General features: G+C 59.7%; 22 protein-coding genes. 11 read left to right on the top strand and 11 right to left on the bottom strand.

The window, feature by feature from the left end:
* Positions 1-14: 14 nt before the first annotated feature.
* From FFH90_RS26030 to tldD, 3 genes are all read left to right on the top strand, one after another.
* Complete coding sequence (locus FFH90_RS26030; protein WP_138866308.1) at positions 15-3,818, top strand: YhdP family protein; 3,804 nt, start codon at positions 15-17, stop codon at positions 3,816-3,818.
* Positions 3,819-3,924: 106 nt separating this feature from the next.
* Positions 3,925-4,779 carry a carbon-nitrogen hydrolase family protein gene (locus FFH90_RS26025; RefSeq protein WP_086944703.1) on the top strand — a complete coding sequence of 285 codons (855 nt, stop codon included), beginning with the start codon at positions 3,925-3,927 and terminating at the stop codon, positions 4,777-4,779.
* 12 nt (positions 4,780-4,791) lie between these two features.
* Positions 4,792-6,234, top strand: coding sequence for a metalloprotease TldD (tldD, locus tag FFH90_RS26020; RefSeq protein ID WP_018927212.1), 1,443 nt, complete (start codon positions 4,792-4,794; stop codon positions 6,232-6,234).
* 60 nt (positions 6,235-6,294) lie between these two features.
* Here the strand turns inward: tldD and yjgA are convergent, their stop codons facing one another.
* Positions 6,295-6,819, bottom strand: a complete 525-nt coding sequence (yjgA, locus tag FFH90_RS26015; RefSeq protein WP_007941230.1) for a ribosome biogenesis factor YjgA — start codon at positions 6,817-6,819, stop codon at positions 6,295-6,297.
* A gap of 108 nt (positions 6,820-6,927) precedes the next feature.
* Between yjgA and pmbA the strand changes: the two genes are divergently transcribed.
* On the top strand, positions 6,928-8,274 hold the full coding sequence (gene pmbA / locus FFH90_RS26010) for a metalloprotease PmbA (protein ID WP_018927211.1): 1,347 nt from the start codon (positions 6,928-6,930) through the stop codon (positions 8,272-8,274).
* 128 nt (positions 8,275-8,402) lie between these two features.
* On the opposite strand, the gene FFH90_RS26005 is transcribed toward pmbA, so the two are convergent.
* From FFH90_RS26005 to FFH90_RS25960, 10 genes are all read right to left on the bottom strand, one after another.
* Entirely contained in the window at positions 8,403-8,675 is a 273-nt protein-coding gene (locus FFH90_RS26005) for an HPr family phosphocarrier protein (protein ID WP_138866307.1), read from the bottom strand.
* 15 nt (positions 8,676-8,690) lie between these two features.
* A complete protein-coding gene (rapZ, locus tag FFH90_RS26000; protein WP_018927209.1) occupies positions 8,691-9,548 on the bottom strand; it encodes an RNase adapter RapZ in 858 nt (285 codons plus the stop codon).
* Positions 9,549-9,550: 2 nt separating this feature from the next.
* Positions 9,551-10,015, bottom strand: a complete 465-nt coding sequence (ptsN, locus tag FFH90_RS25995; protein WP_018927208.1) for a PTS IIA-like nitrogen regulatory protein PtsN — start codon at positions 10,013-10,015, stop codon at positions 9,551-9,553.
* A 12-nt stretch (positions 10,016-10,027) separates the two neighbouring features.
* Complete coding sequence (gene hpf / locus FFH90_RS25990; protein WP_007941242.1) at positions 10,028-10,336, bottom strand: ribosome hibernation-promoting factor, HPF/YfiA family; 309 nt, start codon at positions 10,334-10,336, stop codon at positions 10,028-10,030.
* Between the two features lie 74 nt (positions 10,337-10,410).
* On the bottom strand, positions 10,411-11,904 hold the full coding sequence (locus tag FFH90_RS25985) for an RNA polymerase factor sigma-54 (RefSeq protein WP_064620307.1): 1,494 nt from the start codon (positions 11,902-11,904) through the stop codon (positions 10,411-10,413).
* A 184-nt stretch (positions 11,905-12,088) separates the two neighbouring features.
* Positions 12,089-12,814, bottom strand: a complete 726-nt coding sequence (gene lptB, locus FFH90_RS25980) for an LPS export ABC transporter ATP-binding protein (protein ID WP_018927206.1) — start codon at positions 12,812-12,814, stop codon at positions 12,089-12,091.
* Entirely contained in the window at positions 12,814-13,359 is a 546-nt protein-coding gene (gene lptA / locus FFH90_RS25975) for a lipopolysaccharide transport periplasmic protein LptA (protein ID WP_111454341.1), read from the bottom strand. The genes lptB and lptA overlap by 1 nt, the downstream gene beginning before the upstream one ends.
* On the bottom strand, positions 13,346-13,918 hold the full coding sequence (gene lptC / locus FFH90_RS25970; RefSeq protein ID WP_019581167.1) for an LPS export ABC transporter periplasmic protein LptC: 573 nt from the start codon (positions 13,916-13,918) through the stop codon (positions 13,346-13,348). Before lptC ends, lptA begins: the two co-directional genes overlap by 14 nt.
* A 7-nt stretch (positions 13,919-13,925) precedes the next feature.
* Entirely contained in the window at positions 13,926-14,450 is a 525-nt protein-coding gene (locus FFH90_RS25965) for an HAD family hydrolase (RefSeq protein ID WP_064620298.1), read from the bottom strand.
* Entirely contained in the window at positions 14,450-15,424 is a 975-nt protein-coding gene (locus FFH90_RS25960; protein WP_086944705.1) for a KpsF/GutQ family sugar-phosphate isomerase, read from the bottom strand. The genes FFH90_RS25965 and FFH90_RS25960 overlap by 1 nt, the downstream gene beginning before the upstream one ends.
* Positions 15,425-15,700: 276 nt before the next feature.
* Between FFH90_RS25960 and FFH90_RS25955 the strand changes: the two genes are divergently transcribed.
* The 7 genes from FFH90_RS25955 (at position 15,701) to murA (ending at position 20,383) form a co-directional block, all read left to right on the top strand.
* Entirely contained in the window at positions 15,701-16,510 is an 810-nt protein-coding gene (locus FFH90_RS25955; RefSeq protein ID WP_018927201.1) for an ATP-binding cassette domain-containing protein, read from the top strand.
* Positions 16,510-17,307: a lipid asymmetry maintenance ABC transporter permease subunit MlaE gene (gene mlaE / locus FFH90_RS25950; RefSeq protein WP_026286502.1), complete on the top strand. Its 798-nt coding sequence runs from the start codon at positions 16,510-16,512 to the stop codon at positions 17,305-17,307. Before FFH90_RS25955 ends, mlaE begins: the two co-directional genes overlap by 1 nt.
* Positions 17,307-17,774, top strand: a complete 468-nt coding sequence (gene mlaD / locus FFH90_RS25945) for an outer membrane lipid asymmetry maintenance protein MlaD (protein WP_007941252.1) — start codon at positions 17,307-17,309, stop codon at positions 17,772-17,774. Before mlaE ends, mlaD begins: the two co-directional genes overlap by 1 nt.
* Before the next feature lie 11 nt (positions 17,775-17,785).
* Positions 17,786-18,439, top strand: a complete 654-nt coding sequence (locus FFH90_RS25940; RefSeq protein WP_018927198.1) for a phospholipid-binding protein MlaC — start codon at positions 17,786-17,788, stop codon at positions 18,437-18,439.
* A complete protein-coding gene (locus FFH90_RS25935) occupies positions 18,436-18,741 on the top strand; it encodes a lipid asymmetry maintenance protein MlaB (protein ID WP_018927197.1) in 306 nt (101 codons plus the stop codon). Before FFH90_RS25940 ends, FFH90_RS25935 begins: the two co-directional genes overlap by 4 nt.
* Positions 18,742-18,855: 114 nt before the next feature.
* Positions 18,856-19,095, top strand: coding sequence for a BolA family protein (locus tag FFH90_RS25930; protein WP_018927196.1), 240 nt, complete (start codon positions 18,856-18,858; stop codon positions 19,093-19,095).
* A 22-nt stretch (positions 19,096-19,117) separates the two neighbouring features.
* On the top strand, positions 19,118-20,383 hold the full coding sequence (gene murA, locus FFH90_RS25925) for a UDP-N-acetylglucosamine 1-carboxyvinyltransferase (protein WP_018927195.1): 1,266 nt from the start codon (positions 19,118-19,120) through the stop codon (positions 20,381-20,383).
* The last annotated feature ends 75 nt before the right edge of the window (positions 20,384-20,458 follow it).

Raw genomic sequence — 20,458 nt, 5'->3', positions numbered from 1 at the left:
GGGAGCCAACTGACATGGACCGTCTGACACGCATTTTGGCCGCACTGACCCGCTGGGGTCTGGGCCTGTGTGCGTTGGTTTTGGTGTTGATGGCGCTGTTTGTCAGCCTCGGCCGGGAGCTGACACCGCTGGTAGCCGAATACCGTGCCGATGTCGAAACCAAAGCCAGCACCGCCGTGGGCATGCCGCTGCACATCGGCGAACTGGAGGGCAACTGGAGCGGCTTCGCCCCGGTTCTGCTGGCTCATGACGTGATGGTTGGCGAAGGCTCCAATGCCTTGCGCCTGGACCAGGTGCGCGCGGTGCCGGATCTGTGGGCCAGCCTGCTGGCGCGCGAAATACGCATTGCACATCTGGAGCTCAACGGCTTGAAGATCAGCCTCAAGGAAGGCGAGGACGGTCATTGGGCGCTGGAAGGATTGCCGGTGCGGCAGGATCAGCCGCTGGACCCGGAGCAGTTGTTCAATAGTATGCAGATGGTCCAGCAATTGTCGGTGCTCGACAGTCAGGTGACCTTGCAGCCACTGGATCAGCCGCCGCTGACCCTGACCTACGTTGGCCTCAATCTGAGAACCGGTGTGTCGCGTCAGCGTCTCGACGCCCGTTTGACCCTGCCCGACGGCCAGCCGGTTGCGATGAGCCTGCGTACCCGTATCCGCGCCAGCCAGTGGCAGGACGGCGAGGTTGAGGCTTACTTGAGCCTGCCGCAAAGCGATTGGTCGAAATGGTTGCCCGAGCGCCTGACCCAACAATGGAATTTCTCCGAGATAAAGGCCGGTGGCGAGCTCTGGGTGAACTGGAGCGAGGGCGCCCTGCAAAGCGCCGCGATCCGTTTGAACGCACCGCAACTCAAGGGCGCCTACGCCGAGCGCAAGCCAATCCAGATCAACAATCTGGCGCTTAACGGCTATTTCCAGCGCAGCTCCACGGGTGTGCTGGTGACCCTGGATTCCCTGGCGATGAGCCTGGGTGAAACTCGCTGGGAATCGAAACTGCAATTTCAACAAACCGCGGCGACCGACGAGACGCCAGAGCTTTTGCATCTGCAAGCCGACCGCATCGACCTCACGCCGCTCACCCCGTTACTGAACGCTTTGGGGCCGCTTCCGGAAGGTGTCGCTACGGCCGTCGAGCGGCTCAAGGTCACCGGGGTATTGCGCAACGTGCTGATCGACTTGCGCCCCGCGGCTACCGATGACAGCAAGTTCAGCTTTGCCGCCAATCTGGAGCGGGTCGGCTTCGACGCCTATCACGGCGCACCGGCGGCGCGAAACGTCAGTGGCAGCATCAGCGGCGATCTCGGGCAGGGTGAGTTGCGCATGGACAGCAAGGATTTCTCCCTGCACCTGGACCCGATTTTCGCCAAGCCATGGCAGTACATTCAGGCCAATGCGCGGTTGAACTGGAAGCTCGATAAAGAAGGTTTCACCCTGATCGCGCCGTACCTGAAGGTGCTGGGCGAAGAGGGCAAGATTGCCGGCGACTTCCTGATTCGTCTGCATTTCGATCACACCCAGGAAGACTACATGGACCTGCGGGTCGGCCTGGTCGACGGCGACGGTCGCTACACCGCCAAGTACCTGCCGGCCGTGTTGAGCCCGGCGCTGGACGAGTGGCTGCGTACGGCGATTCTCAAAGGTGCGGTGGATGAAGGTTTCTTCCAGTACCAGGGATCGCTGAACCATGGCGCCCCGGAAACGGCTCGCAGCATCAGCCTGTTTTTCAAGGTTCACGATGCCGAGCTGGCGTTTCAGCCGGGTTGGCCGCATGTCAGCAAGGTCAGCGGCGATGTATTCATTGAAGACAGCGGTGTGCGGATTCTCGCGAACAAGGGGCGATTGCTCGACACCCAGGTCAACGACGTCTACGTCAATATTCCCCATGTGCCTGCCGGACAGAATCCTCACCTGTTCCTCGATGGCGCGTTCGCCGGCGGGTTGGGCGATGGCCTGAAGATTCTGCAGGAAGCACCGATCGGCACCGCCGATACGTTCGCCGGCTGGGAGGGCGAGGGCGATCTGCAAGGCAAACTCAACCTGGATATACCGCTGGTCAAAGGTGAGCAACCGAAAATCCTCGTCGACTTCAAGACCGACAAGGCCCGCTTGAAACTTCGCGAGCCCATCCTGGAACTGACACAACTCAAGGGCGACTTCCGCTTCGACAGCGCCAAGGGGTTGAGCGGACAGAAGATCACCGCGCGAGCGTTCGACAAGCCCGTGACCGCGCAGATTTTTGCCGATGGCAGTGCGGGCAAGCTCAACACTCGGGTCACCGCAGCGGGTCAGGTCGAGGTCAAGAAACTCACCGAGTGGCTAAACGTCACTCAGCCGCTACCGGTGTCTGGTGTGGTCCCTTATCAGCTGCAACTGAACCTTGATGGCGCCGACAGCCAATTGATAGTCAGCTCCGATCTCAAAGGCGTGGCGGTGGATTTGCCGGCGCCGTTCGGCGTGGCGGCGGATGTCGGCCGCGACACCGTGTTCCGCATGACCCTGCAAGGACCGGAGCGGCGTTACTGGGTCAACTACGGTGAGCTGGCGAACTTCACGTTTGCGGCCCCGGCTGGCAACTTCGTCGACGGTCGCGGTGAGTTGTTTCTCGGCGGTGGTGATGCTGTGCTGCCCGGCAACAAAGGCCTGCGCATACGCGGTGTACTGTCCGAGCTGGATGTGTCTCCCTGGCAGGATCTTGTCAGCAAGTATGCTGGCCAGGATCCAGGCGGCAGCGCCAAGCAATTGCTCAGCGGCGCGGATTTCAAGGTTGGCAAGCTCAGCGGTTTCGGCACCACCCTTGATGAGGCGTCGGTGCAGTTGACGCGCAAGCCGGCCGCCTGGGCGCTGCAACTCGACAGTCAGCAGGCCAAGGGTACCGTCGGTATTCCCGATGCCAAAGCCACACCGATTGCGGTCAATCTGCAGTACGTACGTTTGCCGGCCCCAGACCCGACGGTGCTGGCCGACGAGAATTCGCCGGATCCGCTGGCCACCGTGGACCCGACGAAAATCCCGGCGCTGGATATCACCATCAATCAACTGTTCCAGGGCCAGGACCTGGTGGGCGCCTGGCTATTGAAAGTTCGCCCGACCGGCAAGGGCATCGCCCTCAACTCCCTGGATATGGGCCTCAAGGGCATCTTCCTGCAGGGCAGCGGCGGTTGGGAAGGCGCGCCCGGCAATTCCAGCAGTTGGTACAAGGGCCGGGTCAGTGGCAAGAACCTCGCCGACGTGCTCAAGGGCTGGGGCTTTGCGCCGAGCGTCACCAGTGAAGAGTTTCACATGGATGTCGACGGTCGCTGGCCTGGCTCACCGGCGTGGCTGGCCACCAAGCGCTTCTCCGGCAGCCTCGATGCGTCGCTCAATAAAGGTCAGTTTGTTGAAGTCGAGGGCAGCGCCCAGGCTCTACGGGTATTTGGCCTGCTCAACTTCAACTCCATTGGCCGCCGCTTGCGCCTGGACTTTTCCGACCTGTTCGGCAAAGGATTGAGCTATGACCGGGTCAAAGGGCTGTTGGTCGCGAGCAACGGGGTCTACGTGACCCGTGAGCCGATCCGGCTGACCGGCCCGTCGAGCAACCTGGAACTCAACGGCACCCTGGACCTGGTGGCTGATCAGGTCGATGCCAAGTTGCTGGTGACCTTGCCGGTGACCAACAATCTGCCGATTGCCGCGCTGATCGTCGGTGCGCCAGCCGTCGGTGGGGCGCTGTTCCTGATCGATAAGCTGATCGGTGACCGCGTGGCGCGCTTTGCCAGCGTCAGATACACGGTCAAAGGTCCGTGGAAAGAGCCGAAAATCACCTTCGACAAGCCTTTTTGAAAAGCCACTTTCCAAGCCTATGGAGTAGCATGGCCGTAAGTCCCCTGCAGGAGCTGCCGCAGGCGGCTCCTACAGGTATGTGTTGATTCCAGATAAGGAAATGGCCATGTCTGTAGCAGTCATTCAAATGGTCAGCCAGAGCGACGTGCTGGCCAACCTGTCCCAGGCCCGTCGTCTGCTTGAGCAGGCGGCGTCCGGTGGCGCGCGGCTTGCCGTGCTGCCGGAAAACTTCGCTGCCATGGGCCGTCGCGACATTGCCGACATTGGCCGCGCCGAAGCGCTGGGCGAAGGCCCGATCCTGCCGTGGTTGAAACAGACCGCCCGCGACCTCAAGTTATGGATAGTGGCCGGCACGTTGCCGTTGCCGCCGGCGGATGAACCGATGGCCAAAGCGCATGCGTGCTCGTTGCTGGTGGATGACCAGGGCGAGACCGTGGCGCGGTACGACAAGCTGCACCTGTTCGACGTGGACGTGGCGGACAATCGCGGGCGTTATCGCGAATCCGATGACTATGCTTATGGCAGTGGCGTGGTGGTTGCCGATACGCCAGTCGGTCGAGTCGGCCTGACGGTGTGTTACGACTTGCGCTTCCCGGAGCTGTACAGCGAATTGCGTGCTGCCGGCGCGGAATTGATTACCGCCCCGTCGGCCTTTACCGCGGTGACCGGCGCGGCCCATTGGGACGTGCTGATTCGCGCGCGGGCCATCGAGACTCAATGTTACGTGCTCGCGGCCGCCCAGGGTGGCACTCATCCGGGACCGCGAGAAACCTTTGGTCATGCCGCGATAATCGATCCATGGGGGCGCGTGCTGGCACAACAGGATCAGGGCGAGGCCGTGCTGCTGGCCGAACGCGACAGCAGCGAACAGGCGGCCATCAGGGCGCGGATGCCGGTGTCCACTCACCGGCGCTTTTTCTCGCAGGGCGCTCAGCGACCTGCATCAGAACGACGAATTTAAGGCGTAAAGCATATGAGCGAGTTGTTGTCCTCTGTCAGTGAACACCTCCTGGCGCCCGGCGGCGTAACGATCGAGAGCCTGCAAGGTGTGCTCGGCGATCTGGCCGGCCCGGGCATCGATGCCGCCGACCTGTATTTCCAGGGGCAGATTTCCGAGTCCTGGGCGCTGGAAGACGGGATCGTCAAGGAAGGCAGCTTCAACCTCGACCAGGGTGTCGGCGTGCGTGCGCAATCGGGTGAAAAAACCGGTTTCGCCTACAGCAATGCGATCACCCTCGAAGCGCTGGGCGCGGCGGCCCGCGCGGCCCGTTCGATCTCCCGGGCCGGGCAGAATGGCACCGTGCAGGCGTTCACCACCCAGGATGTCGCTCAGTTGTACGGGCCGGACAACCCGCTGGAAGTAATGACCCGCGCCGAGAAAGTCGAGCTGCTCAAGCGCATCGACGTGGCGACCCGCGCCCTCGACCCGCGTATCCAGCAAGTCACCGTGAGCATGGCCGGGGTCTGGGAGCGGATTCTGATCGCCTCCACCGATGGCGGCCTGGCGGCAGATGTGCGGCCGCTGGTGCGTTTCAACGTCAGCGTGATCGTCGAGCAGAACGGTCGTCGTGAGCGCGGCGGCCATGGCGGTGGCGGTCGTACCGACTACCGCTATTTCCTCAGTGAAGACCGCGCCATGGGTTATGCCCGTGAAGCGTTGCGTCAGGCACTGGTGAATCTGGAAGCCATCCCGGCGCCGGCCGGTACGTTGCCGGTGGTGTTGGGTTCGGGTTGGTCCGGCGTGTTGTTGCACGAAGCCGTCGGGCACGGTCTGGAAGGGGATTTCAACCGCAAGGGCAGTTCGGCCTACAGCGGGCGCATGGGCGAGATGGTTGCATCGAAGCTTTGCACCATCGTCGATGACGGCACCCTCGCCGGCCGCCGAGGTTCACTGAGCGTCGACGACGAAGGCACGCCGACCGAGTGCACCACGCTGATCGAAAACGGCGTGCTCAAGGGTTATATGCAGGACAAGCTCAACGCGCGCCTGATGGGCGTGGCCCGCACCGGCAACGGTCGTCGCGAATCCTACGCGCACCTGCCGATGCCGCGCATGACCAACACTTACATGCTCGGTGGCGAAAGCGACCCGGCGGAAATCATCGCCTCGGTGAAAAAAGGCATCTACTGCGCCAACCTCGGCGGCGGTCAGGTGGACATCACCAGTGGCAAGTTCGTGTTCTCCACCAGCGAGGCGTACCTGATCGAAGACGGCAAGATTACTGCACCGGTCAAAGGCGCGACGTTGATCGGCAACGGGCCGGAAGCCATGAGCCGGGTGTCGATGGTTGGTAATGATCTGGCGCTGGACAGCGGTGTGGGAACGTGTGGCAAGGATGGGCAGTCGGTGCCGGTGGGTGTCGGCCAGCCAACGCTGAAAATCGATGCGATCACCGTGGGTGGCACAGGATCGTAAGGGGCTCTTGAAAACGTGAAGCTTCGGGTGAGTTGCGAGGCAACTCACCCGATTCGGGACTTAACGCAAACCGCGTTGAGTCTCGTCCAGCTCACGGATGTACTTGAAGATTTTACGGCTCGAAGCCGGTGGCTTGTTGGTCGCCAGTTCGTGCTGGGCCTGACGGATCAGGGAGCGCAATTGTTGACGATCGGCCTCCGGGTAATCGACGACGAACTTCTCCAGGACGGCGTCGTCGCCTGCGATCAAGCGATCGCGCCAGCGTTCCAGGCCGTGGAAACGTTCGTTGTACTGCCGGGTGGAGGCATCGAGTTGATCGAGCAGGGTGAGAATGGCGCCAGTGTCCTGATCGCGCATCAGCTTGCCGATAAACTGAAGGTGCCGTTTACGCGCGATGTTCGCGGTGTGCTTGGGCGCATCGGCCAGAGCCCGGCGCAAAGCGTCGGTCAACGGCAGTTTTGCCAGCAGGTCAGGCTTGAGTGTTGTAAGGCGCTCGCCGAGGTCAACCAGAGCATGCAGCTCGCGTTTGACCTGGGATTTGCTTTTTTCTCCCGTATCGAGGGAGTCGTCGTAAGAATCAACCATGGTGGCCGTCCGCAAAGAAACGCCGCCATGATAACCAGTCGGGGGCCGCTTGTCCGGCCCGGTCGCTCGATGACCGTTACCGAAAGCAGAATTTGAGTGGAGAACAGCATGAGTGCAGTTGAAAGCGTCGGCCCACAAGCGTTGCCGGCACTGCAAGAGCAAGTCGAGCAGATCATTGCTGAAGCCAAGCGCCAAGGCGCCAGTGCCTGTGAAGTGGCGGTGTCGCTGGAGCAGGGCCTGTCGACCACGGTGCGTCAGCGGGAAGTCGAAACCGTTGAGTTCAACCGCGACCAGGGCTTTGGCATCACCTTGTATGTAGGGCAGCGCAAAGGCTCGGCCAGCACCTCGGCCAGCGGTTCGGAAGCGATTCGCGAAACCGTCGCTGCTGCGCTGGCGATTGCCAAGCACACGTCCGAAGACGAAGCCGCAGGCTTGGCGGATGCCGCGCTGATGGCCAAGGAACTGCAGGATTTCGACCTGTTCCACCAATGGAGTATCACACCGGAGCGAGCCATCGAGCAGGCCCTGGCCTGTGAAGCGGCGGCGTTTGCCGCCGACAGTCGGATCAAGAACGCTGACGGCACCACCCTCAGCACTCATCAGGGTTGCCGTGTGTACGGCAACAGCCACGGTTTTATCGGCGGTTACGCCTCGACCCGTCACAGCCTCAGCTGCGTGATGATCGCCGAAGCCGATGGCCAGATGCAGCGTGATTACTGGTACGACGTGAACCGGCAGGGCAATTTGTTGGCCAGCCCGGAGAGCATCGGCCAGCGTGCCGCGCAACGGGCGGCGAGCCGCTTGGGCGCACGCCCGGTACCGACCTGCGAAGTGCCGGTGCTGTTTTCTGCGGAACTGGCTGGCGGTTTGTTCGGCAGTTTCCTCTCGGCGATTTCTGGCGGCAGTCTGTATCGCAAATCTTCGTTCCTCGAAGGCACGCTGGGGCAGAAACTGTTCCCGCAATGGCTGACCATCGATGAACGTCCGCACTTGATGCGCGCTTTGGGCAGCTCTGCCTTCGACGGCGATGGCCTGGCGACCTACGCCAAGCCGTTCGTGGAAAACGGCGAGCTGGTGTCCTACGTGCTTGGCACCTATTCCGGCCGCAAGCTGGGCATGCCGAGCACCGCGAATGCGGGCGGCGTGCACAACCTGTTCGTCACCCATGGCGACGAAGATCAGGCGGCCCTGTTGCGCCGCATGGGTCGTGGCCTGCTGGTCACTGAATTGATGGGGCAGGGCCTGAACATGGTCACCGGCGATTACTCCCGTGGCGCAGCGGGTTTCTGGGTCGAGAACGGCGAAATCCAGTTCGCGGTCCAGGAAGTGACTATTGCCGGCAACATGCGCGACATGTTCAAGCAGATCATTGCGGTCGGTAATGACCTGGAATTGCGCAGCAACATTCGCACAGGTTCGGTGTTGATCGAGCGGATGACGGTGGCAGGTAGTTAAGCTGCGGTTGCTGCACAAAAAAATGCGCCACCCGATTGGGTGGCGCTTTTTTTTTGGATCAAAATATCGCAGCTTCGTCAGCGCCTACGCATCTGTGGGCGCAACCGAAAGCCGAAATCCATTGATCTTTATTCGCCTTCGTCGAAGAAGTTGTTGATCAGCGCCACCAGTGCATCCATAGCTTCCTGCTCTTGTTCACCTTCGGTTTTCAGGTGGATTTTGGTGCCCTTGCCGGCTGCGAGCATCATCATGGCCATGATGCTTTTGCCATCGACCATCGTTTCCGGTGTACGGCCAGCCCTGATCTGACAAGGGTACTGCCCGGCGACGCCAACGAATTTTGCAGACGCGCGGGCATGCAGGCCCAGCTTGTTGATGATTTCGATTTCCAGAGCAGGCATCGCGATGTGAATCCTTTAGCTGAGGTCGCGGTGGCGAACCTGGACGTTCTTCAGGGATTGTTGCAGGACCTGGCCCAGACGTTCGGTCAGGTAGACAGAGCGGTGATGCCCGCCGGTGCAGCCAATGGCAATGGTGACATAGGCGCGGTTGCTGGCGGCAAAGCGGGGCAGCCACTTGAGCAGGTAGGAGGAAATGTCCTGGAACATCTCTTCGACATCCGGCTGCGCCGCCAGGTAGTCGGCCACCGGTTGATCGAGCCCGGACTGTGCCCGCAGCTCCGGTTTCCAGTAAGGGTTAGGCAGGCAGCGCACGTCGAACACCAGATCGGCGTCCACCGGCATGCCACGCTTGAACCCGAAAGACTCCACCAGAAACGCAGTACCGGGCTCCGGCTGATTCAGCAGGCGCAGCTTGATGGTATCGCGCAGCTGATACAGGTTCAGATTGGTGGTGTTGACCTTGAGGTCGGCCAGATCGGCGATCGGCCCCAGCAGATTGGTTTCGTCCTCTATCGCCTCCGCCAGCGAGCGATTGGCACTGCTCAGCGGGTGACGGCGGCGGGTTTCCGAAAATCGTTTGAGCAGGGTCTCTTCATCGGCGTCCAGATACAGCACATCGCACTGGATATGCCGGCTGCGGACTTCTTCCAGCAATTCGGGAAACCGTGACAGGTGGCTCGGCAAGTTGCGTGCATCGATGGACACGGCCACCAGAGGTTGTGCCAGTTCGGTGTGAATCAGTGCGCGTTCGGCCAGTTCCGGCAACAGACCGGCCGGCAGGTTGTCGATGCAGTAGTAGCCGTTGTCCTCGAGAACATCGAGGGCAGTGCTTTTACCTGAGCCGGAGCGGCCGCTGACGATGATCAGGCGCATGATTAGTGACCGTTTTGCTCGTCCAGGACAACCTGATACAAGGCTTCGTTGCTCGGGGCGCTGCGCAGTTTTTCACGCACTTCCTTGCGATCAAGCATGCTGGCGATCTGGCGCAGCAACTCCAGGTGCGCATCGGTGGCGGCTTCGGGGACCAGCAGTACAAACAGCAGGTCAACCGGGGCACCGTCGATGGCGTCGAAATCGATGGGTGCATCCAGGTGCATCAAGGCACTGATGGGCGATCCGCAGCCCTTGAGACGGCAGTGGGGGATGGCGATACCGTTGCCAAAGCCGGTGGAACCGAGTTTTTCACGGGCGACCAGACTCTCGAAGACATCCTGCATGGCCAGATCCGGCACTTCGCGATGGATGAGGTTGGCAATTTGCTCGAGGGCTTTCTTTTTACTGCCGCCCGGCACGTTCACCAGGGAACGGCCGGGGGTCAGGATGCTTTCAAGTCGGATCATGGGTTGGGAGTGTTAACGACCGGTCGCGCCCTGGAGGAGGCTCTGGGTCTTTTCCTTATGCTTTTTGAGTTGTTTATCCAGCTTGTCGGTCAGTGCGTCGATCGCTGCGTACATATCGGTATGTTCCGCGTTAGCGACCACCTCATTGCCGGGAATATGCAGCGTGGCTTCGATTTTCTGCTTGAGCTTCTCGACCGTCATCGTGACCTGCACGTTGGTGATCTTGTCGAAATGCCTCTCTAATCGTTCGAGTTTTTCGCCGATGTAGGTGCGAAGAGGTTCGGTCACTTCCAGTTGGTGTCCACTGATGTTGACTTGCATACAGCTTCTCCTTCGTTGCCAGTGCATAAAGCGGTAGATCCGATGATCTACCACTGGAACGCTGTGGCGTGGCTCTACATCAACCGCTTGCGTTCGCTCGAAGGCGCGATTCCCAGGGATTCGCGGTACTTGGCGACGGTGCGGCGAGCCACCTGAATGCCTTGTGCCTCCAGTAAACCAGCGATCTTGCTGTCACTCAACGGCTTTTTCTGATTTTCCGCGGCAACCAGTTTTTTGATGATCGCGCGGATCGCCGTAGACGAGCATTCACCGCCTTCGGAGGTGCTGACGTGGCTGGAAAAAAAGTATTTCAGTTCATAGATGCCCCGTGGGGTATGCATGAATTTTTGCGTGGTCACCCGTGAAATCGTCGATTCGTGCATGCCCACCGCTTCGGCGATGTCATGCAGCACCAACGGTTTCATGGCCTCGTCGCCGTACTCCAGGAAGCCGCGTTGATGCTCGACGATCTGGGTGGCCACTTTCATCAGGGTTTCGTTGCGGCTTTGCAGGCTCTTGATGAACCAGCGAGCCTCCTGCAGTTGATTACGCATGAAGGTGTTGTCAGCGCTGGTATCGGCGCGGCGTACGAAGCCGGCGTATTGGGCGTTGACCCGCAGGCGCGGCACCGACTCCTGGTTCAGTTCCACCAGCCAGCGCTCGTTGTCCTTGCGCACGATCACGTCGGGAACGACGTATTCGGCTTCGGTGGACTCGATTTGCGAACCCGGGCGCGGGTTGAGGCTCTGGACCAGTTCGATCACCTGGCGCAGTTCATCTTCCTTGAGCTTCATGCGGCGCATCAGCTGGCTGTAGTCGCGGCTGCCGAGCAAGTCGATGTAATCGGTGACCAGGCGCTTGGCCTCGGTCAGCCAAGGGGTCTTGGCGGGCAGTTGGCGCAGTTGCAGCAGCAGGCATTCACCGAGGTTGCGGGCGCCGATACCGGCGGGCTCGAATTGCTGGATGCGGTGCAGGACGGCTTCGATTTCGTCCAGTTCGATGTCCAGTTCCGGATCGAAGGCCTCGAGGATTTCCTCGAGGGTTTCGTCCAGATAGCCCTGATTGTTGATGCAGTCGATCAGGGTCACGGCGATCAGGCGATCGGTGTCGGACATCGGTGCCAGGTTCAGTTGCCAGAGCAAATGGCTTTGCAGGCTTTCACCGGCCGAAGTACGGGTGGTGAAATCCCACTCGTCGTCATCGTTGCTCGGCAGGCTGCTGGCGCTGGTCTGGTAGACGTCTTCCCAGGCGGTATCGACAGGTAATTCGTTGGGAATGCGCTCGTTCCAGTCGCCTTCCTCAAGGTTATCCACCGTCGGGGCGGTTTCCTGGTAGGAGGGTTCCTGAATGTCGGTGTTGGGTTGCTGTTCGGCTTTGTCGGCCAAGGGGTCTGCGTTATCGAAGTCGTCGCCTTCTTCCTGGCGTTCGAGCATCGGATTGGACTCCAGGGCCTCCTGGATTTCCTGTTGCAGGTCCAGGGTCGACAATTGGAGCAGGCGGATGGCCTGTTGCAGCTGCGGTGTCATCGTCAGCTGCTGGCCCATTCTCAAGACTAGCGATGGTTTCATGGCAGGGGCTTAACACCTTATTCGCCGGCGCACATGCGCCATCCACTACAGGGCGCCGAAGCGCCAAACATAAGCAAATTATATGCCTGAAACTGAAGTGTTTGCCTAGAGCGCTGTAACAATAAAAAACTATTGATTTTTTATTGATATGAGCACCAAGGCGACTGGCCAGGCACCTCAGCGCTTACAGGCGGAACTCATGGCCCAGATACACTTCCTTGACCAGTTCGTTGGCCAGGATGGTGGCGGAGTCGCCTTCAGCGATCAGCTGGCCATCGTTGACGATGTAGGCGGTTTCGCAGATGTCCAGGGTTTCACGGACGTTGTGGTCAGTGATCAGCACGCCAATGCCTTTGGCCTTGAGGTGGTGGATGATCTGCTTGATGTCGCCCACCGAGATCGGGTCCACGCCGGCGAAGGGTTCGTCGAGGAGGATGAATTTCGGGTTGGTGGCCAGTGCCCGGGCGATTTCCACCCGACGGCGTTCACCACCGGACAGGCTCATGCCAAGGCTGTCACGAATGTGGTGGATGTGAAATTCCTGCAGCAGGCTTTCCAGCTCTTTGCGGCGACCGGCCTTGTCGAGCTCCTTGCGGGTCTCGAGGATGGCCATGATATTGTCGGTCACCGACAGCTTGCGGAAGATCGACGCTTCTTGCGGAAGATAGCCGATACCGGCCTTCGCGCGACCGTGCATCGGCTGGTGGCTGACGTCCAGGTCATCGATCAGTACGCGACCCTGATCGGCCTGTACCAGACCCACGATCATGTAAAAACAGGTGGTTTTGCCGGCGCCGTTGGGGCCAAGCAGGCCGACGATCTGGCCGCTGTCGATGGACAGGCTGACGTCACGCACGACCTGACGGCTCTTGTAGCTCTTGGCCAGATGCTGAGCTTTCAGAGTTGCCATTACTGGGTTTTCTCGTCGGTTTTCTTCTTCGGCTGGATCACCATGTCGATACGCGGACGTGTCTCGGTGACCTTGCTGCCCGTGGCGCGACCGGCGCTGGCGAGTTTCTTGACCGTGTCATAGACGATTTTTTCGCCCTGGGTGACGTTGTTGTCCTTGTCGACAACTTTGGCCTTGTCGATCAGTACGACGCGGTTTTGCGCTGCGTGGTACTGGATGGTTACGCCCCAGCCCTGAACAGGCTTGGTGTCGCCAGCGGTCTGCAGTTGCTCGAAGTAGGCGAGGTTGCCCACCGAGGTCACCACATCGATCTCGCCTGTTGGCGTGCGGGTGATGGTCACGGTGTTGCCCTTAACGATCATCGAGCCCTGAGTGATGATCACATCACCTTTATAGGTGGCAACACCGTTCTTGTCGTCCAGTTGGGCGTCGTCGGCCTGGATGCGGATAGGCTGCGCTTGATCGGTCGGCAGAGCCCAGGCGCTCACGCTTCCCAGTGCTGCGCTCAGACTGAGCAAAATAGGGAGGGTTTTAACGAGCCTCATACTGTCCTCTTACGTTCGATAGCAGGTGTATCCTGCTTTCTTTCAAGTACGCTTTCATTCCGTTGCCTGTCGATACACCGCCGGCGCCGTCGATTCTAACGGGTTGATCGGTCTGCGCATATTGCTGCTGCGGGAACACTGTCATACGGGTGGTGGTAATCAGGGTTTTACGGTTTTTTTCGTCGAAACGCGTGATACGTACCGAGTCGATCAGCTCGACCTGGGTGCCGTCCGGGTTGACTTCGCCGCGTTCGCTCTGGACGTGCCAAGGGAATTCGGTGCCACGAAACATGTTCAGGTCAGGGTTGGACAGCAACGTCACTTCTGTCGCCTTCAGGTGTTCGACCTTGTCGGACGTCATTTCATACTGCAGTTTGCCGTCCGGCAGGTACTGCACGCTGTGGGCGTTGGTTGCGTAATAGTCGATCATGGCTTCATCGACATGCGCCACTGGCTTGTCGAGGAAGCGTTCCGGGCTGATGTTCCAATAGCCGACCGCAGCGAATAGCGCCGCGATGCAACCGAATATCAGGATGTTGCGAATCTTTTTGCTCAGCATGATGGGCTCACAGGTACGCGGCGTTGGCCGCATCGAGGCGGCCCTGGGCGCGCAGGATCAATTCGCAGAATTCGCGCGCGGCACCCTCGCCGCCACGGGCCTGGGTGATGCCGTGGGCGTGTTCGCGCACGAAGCTGGCGGCGTTGGCCACGGCCATGCCCAGACCGACGCGGCGAATCACCGGCAGGTCCGGCAGGTCGTCGCCGAGGTAGGCCACTTGTTCATAGTTCAGGTTGAGTTGGGCAAGGAGCTCGTCGAGCACCACCAGTTTGTCTTCGCGACCCTGGTACAGGTGTGGAATGCCGAGGTTCCTGGCTCGTCGTTCGACCACCGGGGTCTTGCGTCCGCTGATGATAGCGGTCTGCACGCCGGCTGCCATCAACATCTTGATGCCTTGGCCGTCGAGGGTGTTGAAAGTCTTGAATTCGCTGCCGTCTTCGAGGAAGTACAGGCGCCCGTCGGTCAGCACGCCGTCGACGTCGAATACCGCCAGTTTGATCTGTTTGCCGCGTTGCAGCAGGTCCGTGCTCATTACATTACTCCAGCGCGCAGCAAATCGTGCATGTTCAGGGCGCCGACCGGGCGGTCTTCGCTGTCGACAACGACCAGTGCATTGATCTTGTGGTCTTCCATGATTTTCAACGCCTCGGCAGCCAGCATCTCGGCACGTGCGGTCTTGCCGTGGGCGGTCATCACCTGCTCGATGGTGGCGCTGTGGATGTCGATGCTGCGGTCCAGGGTGCGACGCAGATCGCCGTCGGTGAAGATCCCGGCAAGTTTACCGTTGGCTTCCAGAATCACGGTCATGCCCAGGCCCTTGCGGGTCATTTCCATCAATGCGTCCTTGAGCAGGGTGCCGCGCTTAACCTGCGGCAGCTCTTGCCCGGCGTGCATGACGTTTTCCACTTTCAACAGCAGGCGTCGACCAAGTGCGCCGCCTGGGTGGGAAAAGGCGAAATCTTCAGCGGTAAAACCGCGGGCTTCCAGCAGCGCCACCGCCAGGGCATCGCCCATCACCAGAGCGGCGGTGGTCGATGAGGTTGGCGCCAGGTTCAGCGGGCAGGCTTCGTGCTCGACGTGAACGTTGAGGTTGACCTCGGCAGCCTTGGCCAGTGCCGAGTCGGGATTGCCGGTGACGCTGATCAATTTGATGCCCAGGCGCTTGATCAGTGGCAGCAGGGTAACGATTTCATTGGTGGAACCGGAGTTCGACAGTGCCAGGATGATGTCGTCACGCGTGATCATACCCATGTCGCCGTGGCTGGCTTCGGCTGGATGCACGAAGAACGCCGTGGTGCCGGTGCTGGCCAGGGTGGCGGCAATCTTGTTGCCGATGTGCCCCGATTTGCCCATGCCGACTACGACTACGCGGCCTTTGCTGGCCAGAATCATCTCGCAAGCGCGTACGAAATCCGCGTCGATATGGGGTAACAAGCCTTGCACGGCTTCCAGTTCGAGACGGATGGTGCGTTGTGCAGATTGAATCAGGTCGCTGGATTGGCTCATGTCAGAAATCGTATAGCCTGATGAAAAGGCGGCGATTATAACGGTAATGATCAAAACCCTCACGCAAGTTCGTCGCGGTTTGTCATTCCTTGTTACCGAGACCCTCTAAATAGATGATTTCAGGTGGTCATGTTGCTGAACGTGCCCGGCTTGGGCCTTGGGCGCTTGGCATTTGCAGTGATATAGTTCGCCGCCAGTTCGGCCTGCCCGGGAAGGTATGTGCTTTCGTCAGAAAGCCAGGCGTCCGAGTGAGAGGCTGCATCGCAAGGAGTTTAGATGAGTGCCGATAACGCCTACGCGGTCGAGCTGAAGGGACTGACCTTCAAGCGCGGTGCGCGCAGCATTTTCAATAACATCGATATCCGCATACCACGCGGCAAAGTCACCGGCATCATGGGGCCTTCCGGGTGTGGCAAGACCACGCTGTTGCGGTTGATGGGGGCCCAATTGCGCCCCACCAGCGGCGAAGTCTGGGTCAATGGCCAGAACCTGCCGACGTTGTCGCGCAGCGATTTGTTCGATGCGCGCAAGCACATGGGCGTGCTGTTTCAGAGCGGCGCGCTGTTTACCGATCTCGATGTATTCGAGAACGTCGCCTTTCCGCTGCGTGTTCATACCACACTGCCGGAAGAGATGATTCGCGATATTGTCCTGCTCAAATTGCAGGCCGTGGGCTTGCGTGGCGCCATTGACCTGATGCCTGACGAATTGTCCGGCGGTATGAAGCGTCGAGTCGCGCTGGCCCGGGCGATTGCCCTCGATCCGCAAATTCTCATGTACGACGAGCCTTTTGTCGGCCAGGACCCGATCGCCATGGGCGTGCTGGTGCGCCTGATCCGCCTGCTCAACGATGCGCTGGGCATCACCAGCATCGTGGTCTCCCACGATCTGGCCGAGACCGCGAGCATCGCCGACTACATCATTGTGGTGGGTGACGGGCAAGTGTTGGGGCAGGGCACACCCAAGGAATTGATGACTTCGCAGGAACCACGGATTCGCCAGTTCATGACTGGCGAACCCGACGGCCCGGTCGCATACCACTTTCCAGCGACGGATTACCGCGCAGATCTTCTGGGGAAGCGCTGATGCGCAAGATTTCATTAATAGAAAGAGTGCGCCGTTTCGGCCACGCCGGCATCGATGTGCTGGCGGTATTCGGGCGTTCGGCGCTGTTCCTGTTTCATGCCTTGCTCGGTCGCGGTGGCATCGGCGGCAGTTTTGGCCTGCTGGTCAAGCAACTGCATTCGGTTGGCGTGATGTCCCTGGTGATCATCGTGGTCTCCGGGGTGTTCATCGGTATGGTGCTGGCGCTGCAGGGCTTCAATATCCTGTCCAGCTATGGCTCGGAGCAGGCTGTCGGGCAGATGGTTGCGCTGACACTGCTGCGTGAACTGGGGCCGGTCGTCACGGCCTTGCTGTTCGCCGGGCGTGCGGGTTCGGCGCTGACCGCCGAAATCGGCAACATGAAATCCACCGAGCAACTGTCCAGTCTGGAAATGATCGGGGTTGACCCGCTCAAGTACATTATTGCTCCGCGCCTGTGGGCCGGCTTCATTTCCCTGCCGGTGCTGGCAATGATTTTCAGCGTGGTGGGTATCTGGGGCGGTTCGTGGGTGGCCGTCGACTGGCTGGGTGTCTATGAAGGCTCCTACTGGTCGAACATGCAAAACAGCGTGACGTTTGTCGACGATGTGCTCAACGGCATTATCAAAAGCATCGTTTTTGCCTTCGTCGTGACCTGGATCGCCGTATTCCAAGGCTATGACTGCGAGCCCACTTCCGAGGGGATCAGTCGTGCCACTACCAAGACCGTGGTGTACGCCTCTTTGGCGGTACTCGGCCTGGACTTTATTCTGACCGCCTTGATGTTTGGAGATTTCTGATGCAAAACCGCACCCTGGAAATCGGTGTCGGCCTTTTCTTGCTGGCTGGCATCCTGGCTTTGCTGTTGCTTGCGTTGCGGGTCAGTGGCCTGTCCCCGAGCCCGAGCACCGATACTTATAAACTTTATGCATATTTCGATAATATCGCCGGTTTGACTGTCAGAGCTAAAGTGACCATGGCCGGTGTGACCATTGGCAAGGTCACTGCGATCGATCTGGATCGCGACAGCTTCACCGGTCGGGTGACCATGCAACTGGAAAAGCGCGTAGATAACCTGCCGACTGACTCCACTGCATCTATCCTGACCGCTGGCCTGTTGGGTGAGAAATACATCGGTATCAGTGTGGGTGGGGAACAAGCCCTGCTCAAGGATGGTGGAACCATCCACGACACGCAGTCGTCGCTGGTGCTCGAGGACCTGATCGGTAAATTTCTGCTCAATACCGTTAGCAAAGACGCCAAATGAGGAGCTTTTCAATGATCTCTATCTTGCGACGTGGCCTGTTGATATTGCTCGCAGCCTTGCCGTTGATGGCTAACGCCATGGCGGCGCAGTCGGCGCACGATCTGGTTCAGGACACCACGACCCGGATGCTCGCCGACCTGTCGGCCAATAAAGAGAAGTACAAGCAGGATCCACAAGACTTTTATACGGCGTTGAACACCATCGTCGGTCCTGTGGTGGATGCCGAGGGCATTTCCAAAAGCATCATGACCGTCAAATACTCGCGCAAAGCAACGCCCGAGCAAATGAAGACGTTTGAAGAAAACTTCAAAAAAGGTCTGTTCCAGTTTTATGGCAACGCATTGCTCGAATACAACAACCAGGGCATTACTGTTGAGCCTGCCAAGGATGAATCGGGAGACCGTACCAGCGTTGGCATGACGGTCAAAGGCAGCAGCGGCGCGATCTATCCCGTGTCTTACACACTCGAAAAGATCAACGGCGAATGGAAGCTGCGTAACGTCATCATCAACGGCATCAATATCGGCAAGCTATTCCGCGATCAGTTCGCTGATGCGATGCAGCGCAATGGCAACGACCTGGACAAGACCATCAATGGTTGGGCCGGGGAAGTCGCCAAAGCCAAGGAAAACACCGAAAAAGCTGTCGAGAAGAAAGCCCAATGAGTGAGTCGGCCATTCGCATGAGCGAAACCGGCGAGCTGCTGCTCAGCGGTGTGCTGGATTACCGGACCGGCCCGAACTTGCGCAAGCAGGGGCAGGTACTGATCAAGTCCAGCAAGGCGCCTGCGCTGGTGGTCGATTGCTCCGCAGTGGAGAAGTCCAGCAGTGTCGGCTTGTCGCTGCTGCTGTGCTTCATGCGCGATGCCCAGGTGGCCGGTAAGGCCGTGAGCATTCGCGCGATGCCCGAAGACATGCGCAAAATCGCTCAGGTCAGCGAATTGACCGAGCTGTTGGCGCACCCCTGAACCGCATCTATAAAGAAGCCCCCCGTCAGAGTCCTGCTTCGCGGGGTTCGCAGGCGCGGGGCTTTTTTGTATGATGTCCGACCCGCGCGCACAGGGCGCCGATTGAGGTTGAGCATGCAGGCCGTAGAAGTGAAGAGCTTCCTTGAAGGAAAGCTGCCAAACACGAAGGTGGAAGTTGAAGGCGAAGGCTGCAATTTCCAACTTAACGTGATTAGCGATGAACTGGCGGCGTTGAGCCCGGTGAAGCGTCAGCAGCAGGTCTATGCCCATTTGAACCCGTGGATTGTCGATGGCAGCATCCATGCGGTCACTATGAAATTTTTCAGCAGCGCGGCCTGGGCCGAGCGCACCTGAGCCCAAGGGCGTCGAGATTCTTATGGATAAATTGATTATTACTGGTGGCGCTCGTCTTGATGGCGAGATCCGCATCTCCGGGGCAAAGAACTCGGCCTTGCCGATCCTGGCTGCCACCTTGCTGTGCGATGGCCCGGTGACCGTGGCCAACCTGCCGCACCTGCACGACATCACCACCATGATCGAGCTGTTCGGTCGCATGGGCATTGAGCCGGTGATCGACGAGAAGCTCAGCGTCGAAATCGACCCACGCACCATCAAGACCCTGATCGCGCCGTACGAACTGGTTAAAACCATGCGCGCCTCGATCCTGGTGCTGGGCCCGATGGTTGCCCGTTTCGGTGAAGCCGAAGTTGCACTGCCTGGCGGTTGCGCCATCGGTTCGCGTCCGGTTGACCTGCACATCCGTGGTCTTGAAGCCATGGGCGCGGTCATCGATGTCGAAGGCGGCTACATCAAGGCCAAGGCCCCTGAAGGCGGCCTGCGCGGTGCGCACTTCTTCTTCGACACCGTCAGCGTGACCGGTACCGAGAACATCATGATGGCGGCCGCTCTGGCCAAGGGCCGCAGCGTTCTGGCCAACGCCGCTCGCGAGCCTGAAGTCGTCGACCTGGCGAACTTCCTGAACGCCATGGGCGCGAAGGTTTCCGGCGCCGGCACCGACACCATCACCATCGATGGCGTCGAGCGTCTGCACACGACCACTTACAAAGTGATGCCTGACCGTATCGAGACCGGCACCTATCTGGTGGCGGCAGCGGTCACCGGCGGGCGTGTGAAGGTCAAGGACACCGATCCGACCATACTCGAAGCCGTTCTGGAAAAACTTCGTGAATCCGGCGCCGAAATCACCACCGGTGAAGACTGGATCGAGCTGAACATGCACGGCAAGCGGCCGAAAGCCGTCAACGTGCGGACCGCTCCATACCCGGCGTTCCCGACCGACATGCAAGCGCAATTCATCTCCCTCAACGCCATTGCCGAAGGCACTGGTGCTGTGATCGAGACGATCTTCGAAAACCGTTTCATGCACGTTTACGAACTGCACCGCATGGGCGCGCACATTCAGGTTGAAGGCAACACCGCCATCGTCACCGGCATCGAAAAGCTCAAGGGCGCGCCAGTCATGGCCACCGACCTGCGTGCTTCGGCCAGCCTGGTGATCTCGGCGCTGATCGCCGAAGGCGATACCCTGATCGATCGCATCTACCACATTGACCGTGGTTATGAGTGCATCGAAGAGAAGCTGCAGATGCTCGGCGCCAAGATCCGCCGCGTACCGGGCTAGTTCCTGCTGCATGGGCGCAGGGACGCGTCCGTTGATTTGTTGAAGTCGAGCCGGTTTCCGGCTCGATGTGTGTCC

Source organism: Pseudomonas sp. ATCC 43928 (assembly GCF_005938665.2).
GTDB lineage: Bacteria > Pseudomonadota > Gammaproteobacteria > Pseudomonadales > Pseudomonadaceae > Aquipseudomonas.
This window is presented reverse-complemented; position numbering and strand designations above follow the sequence as displayed.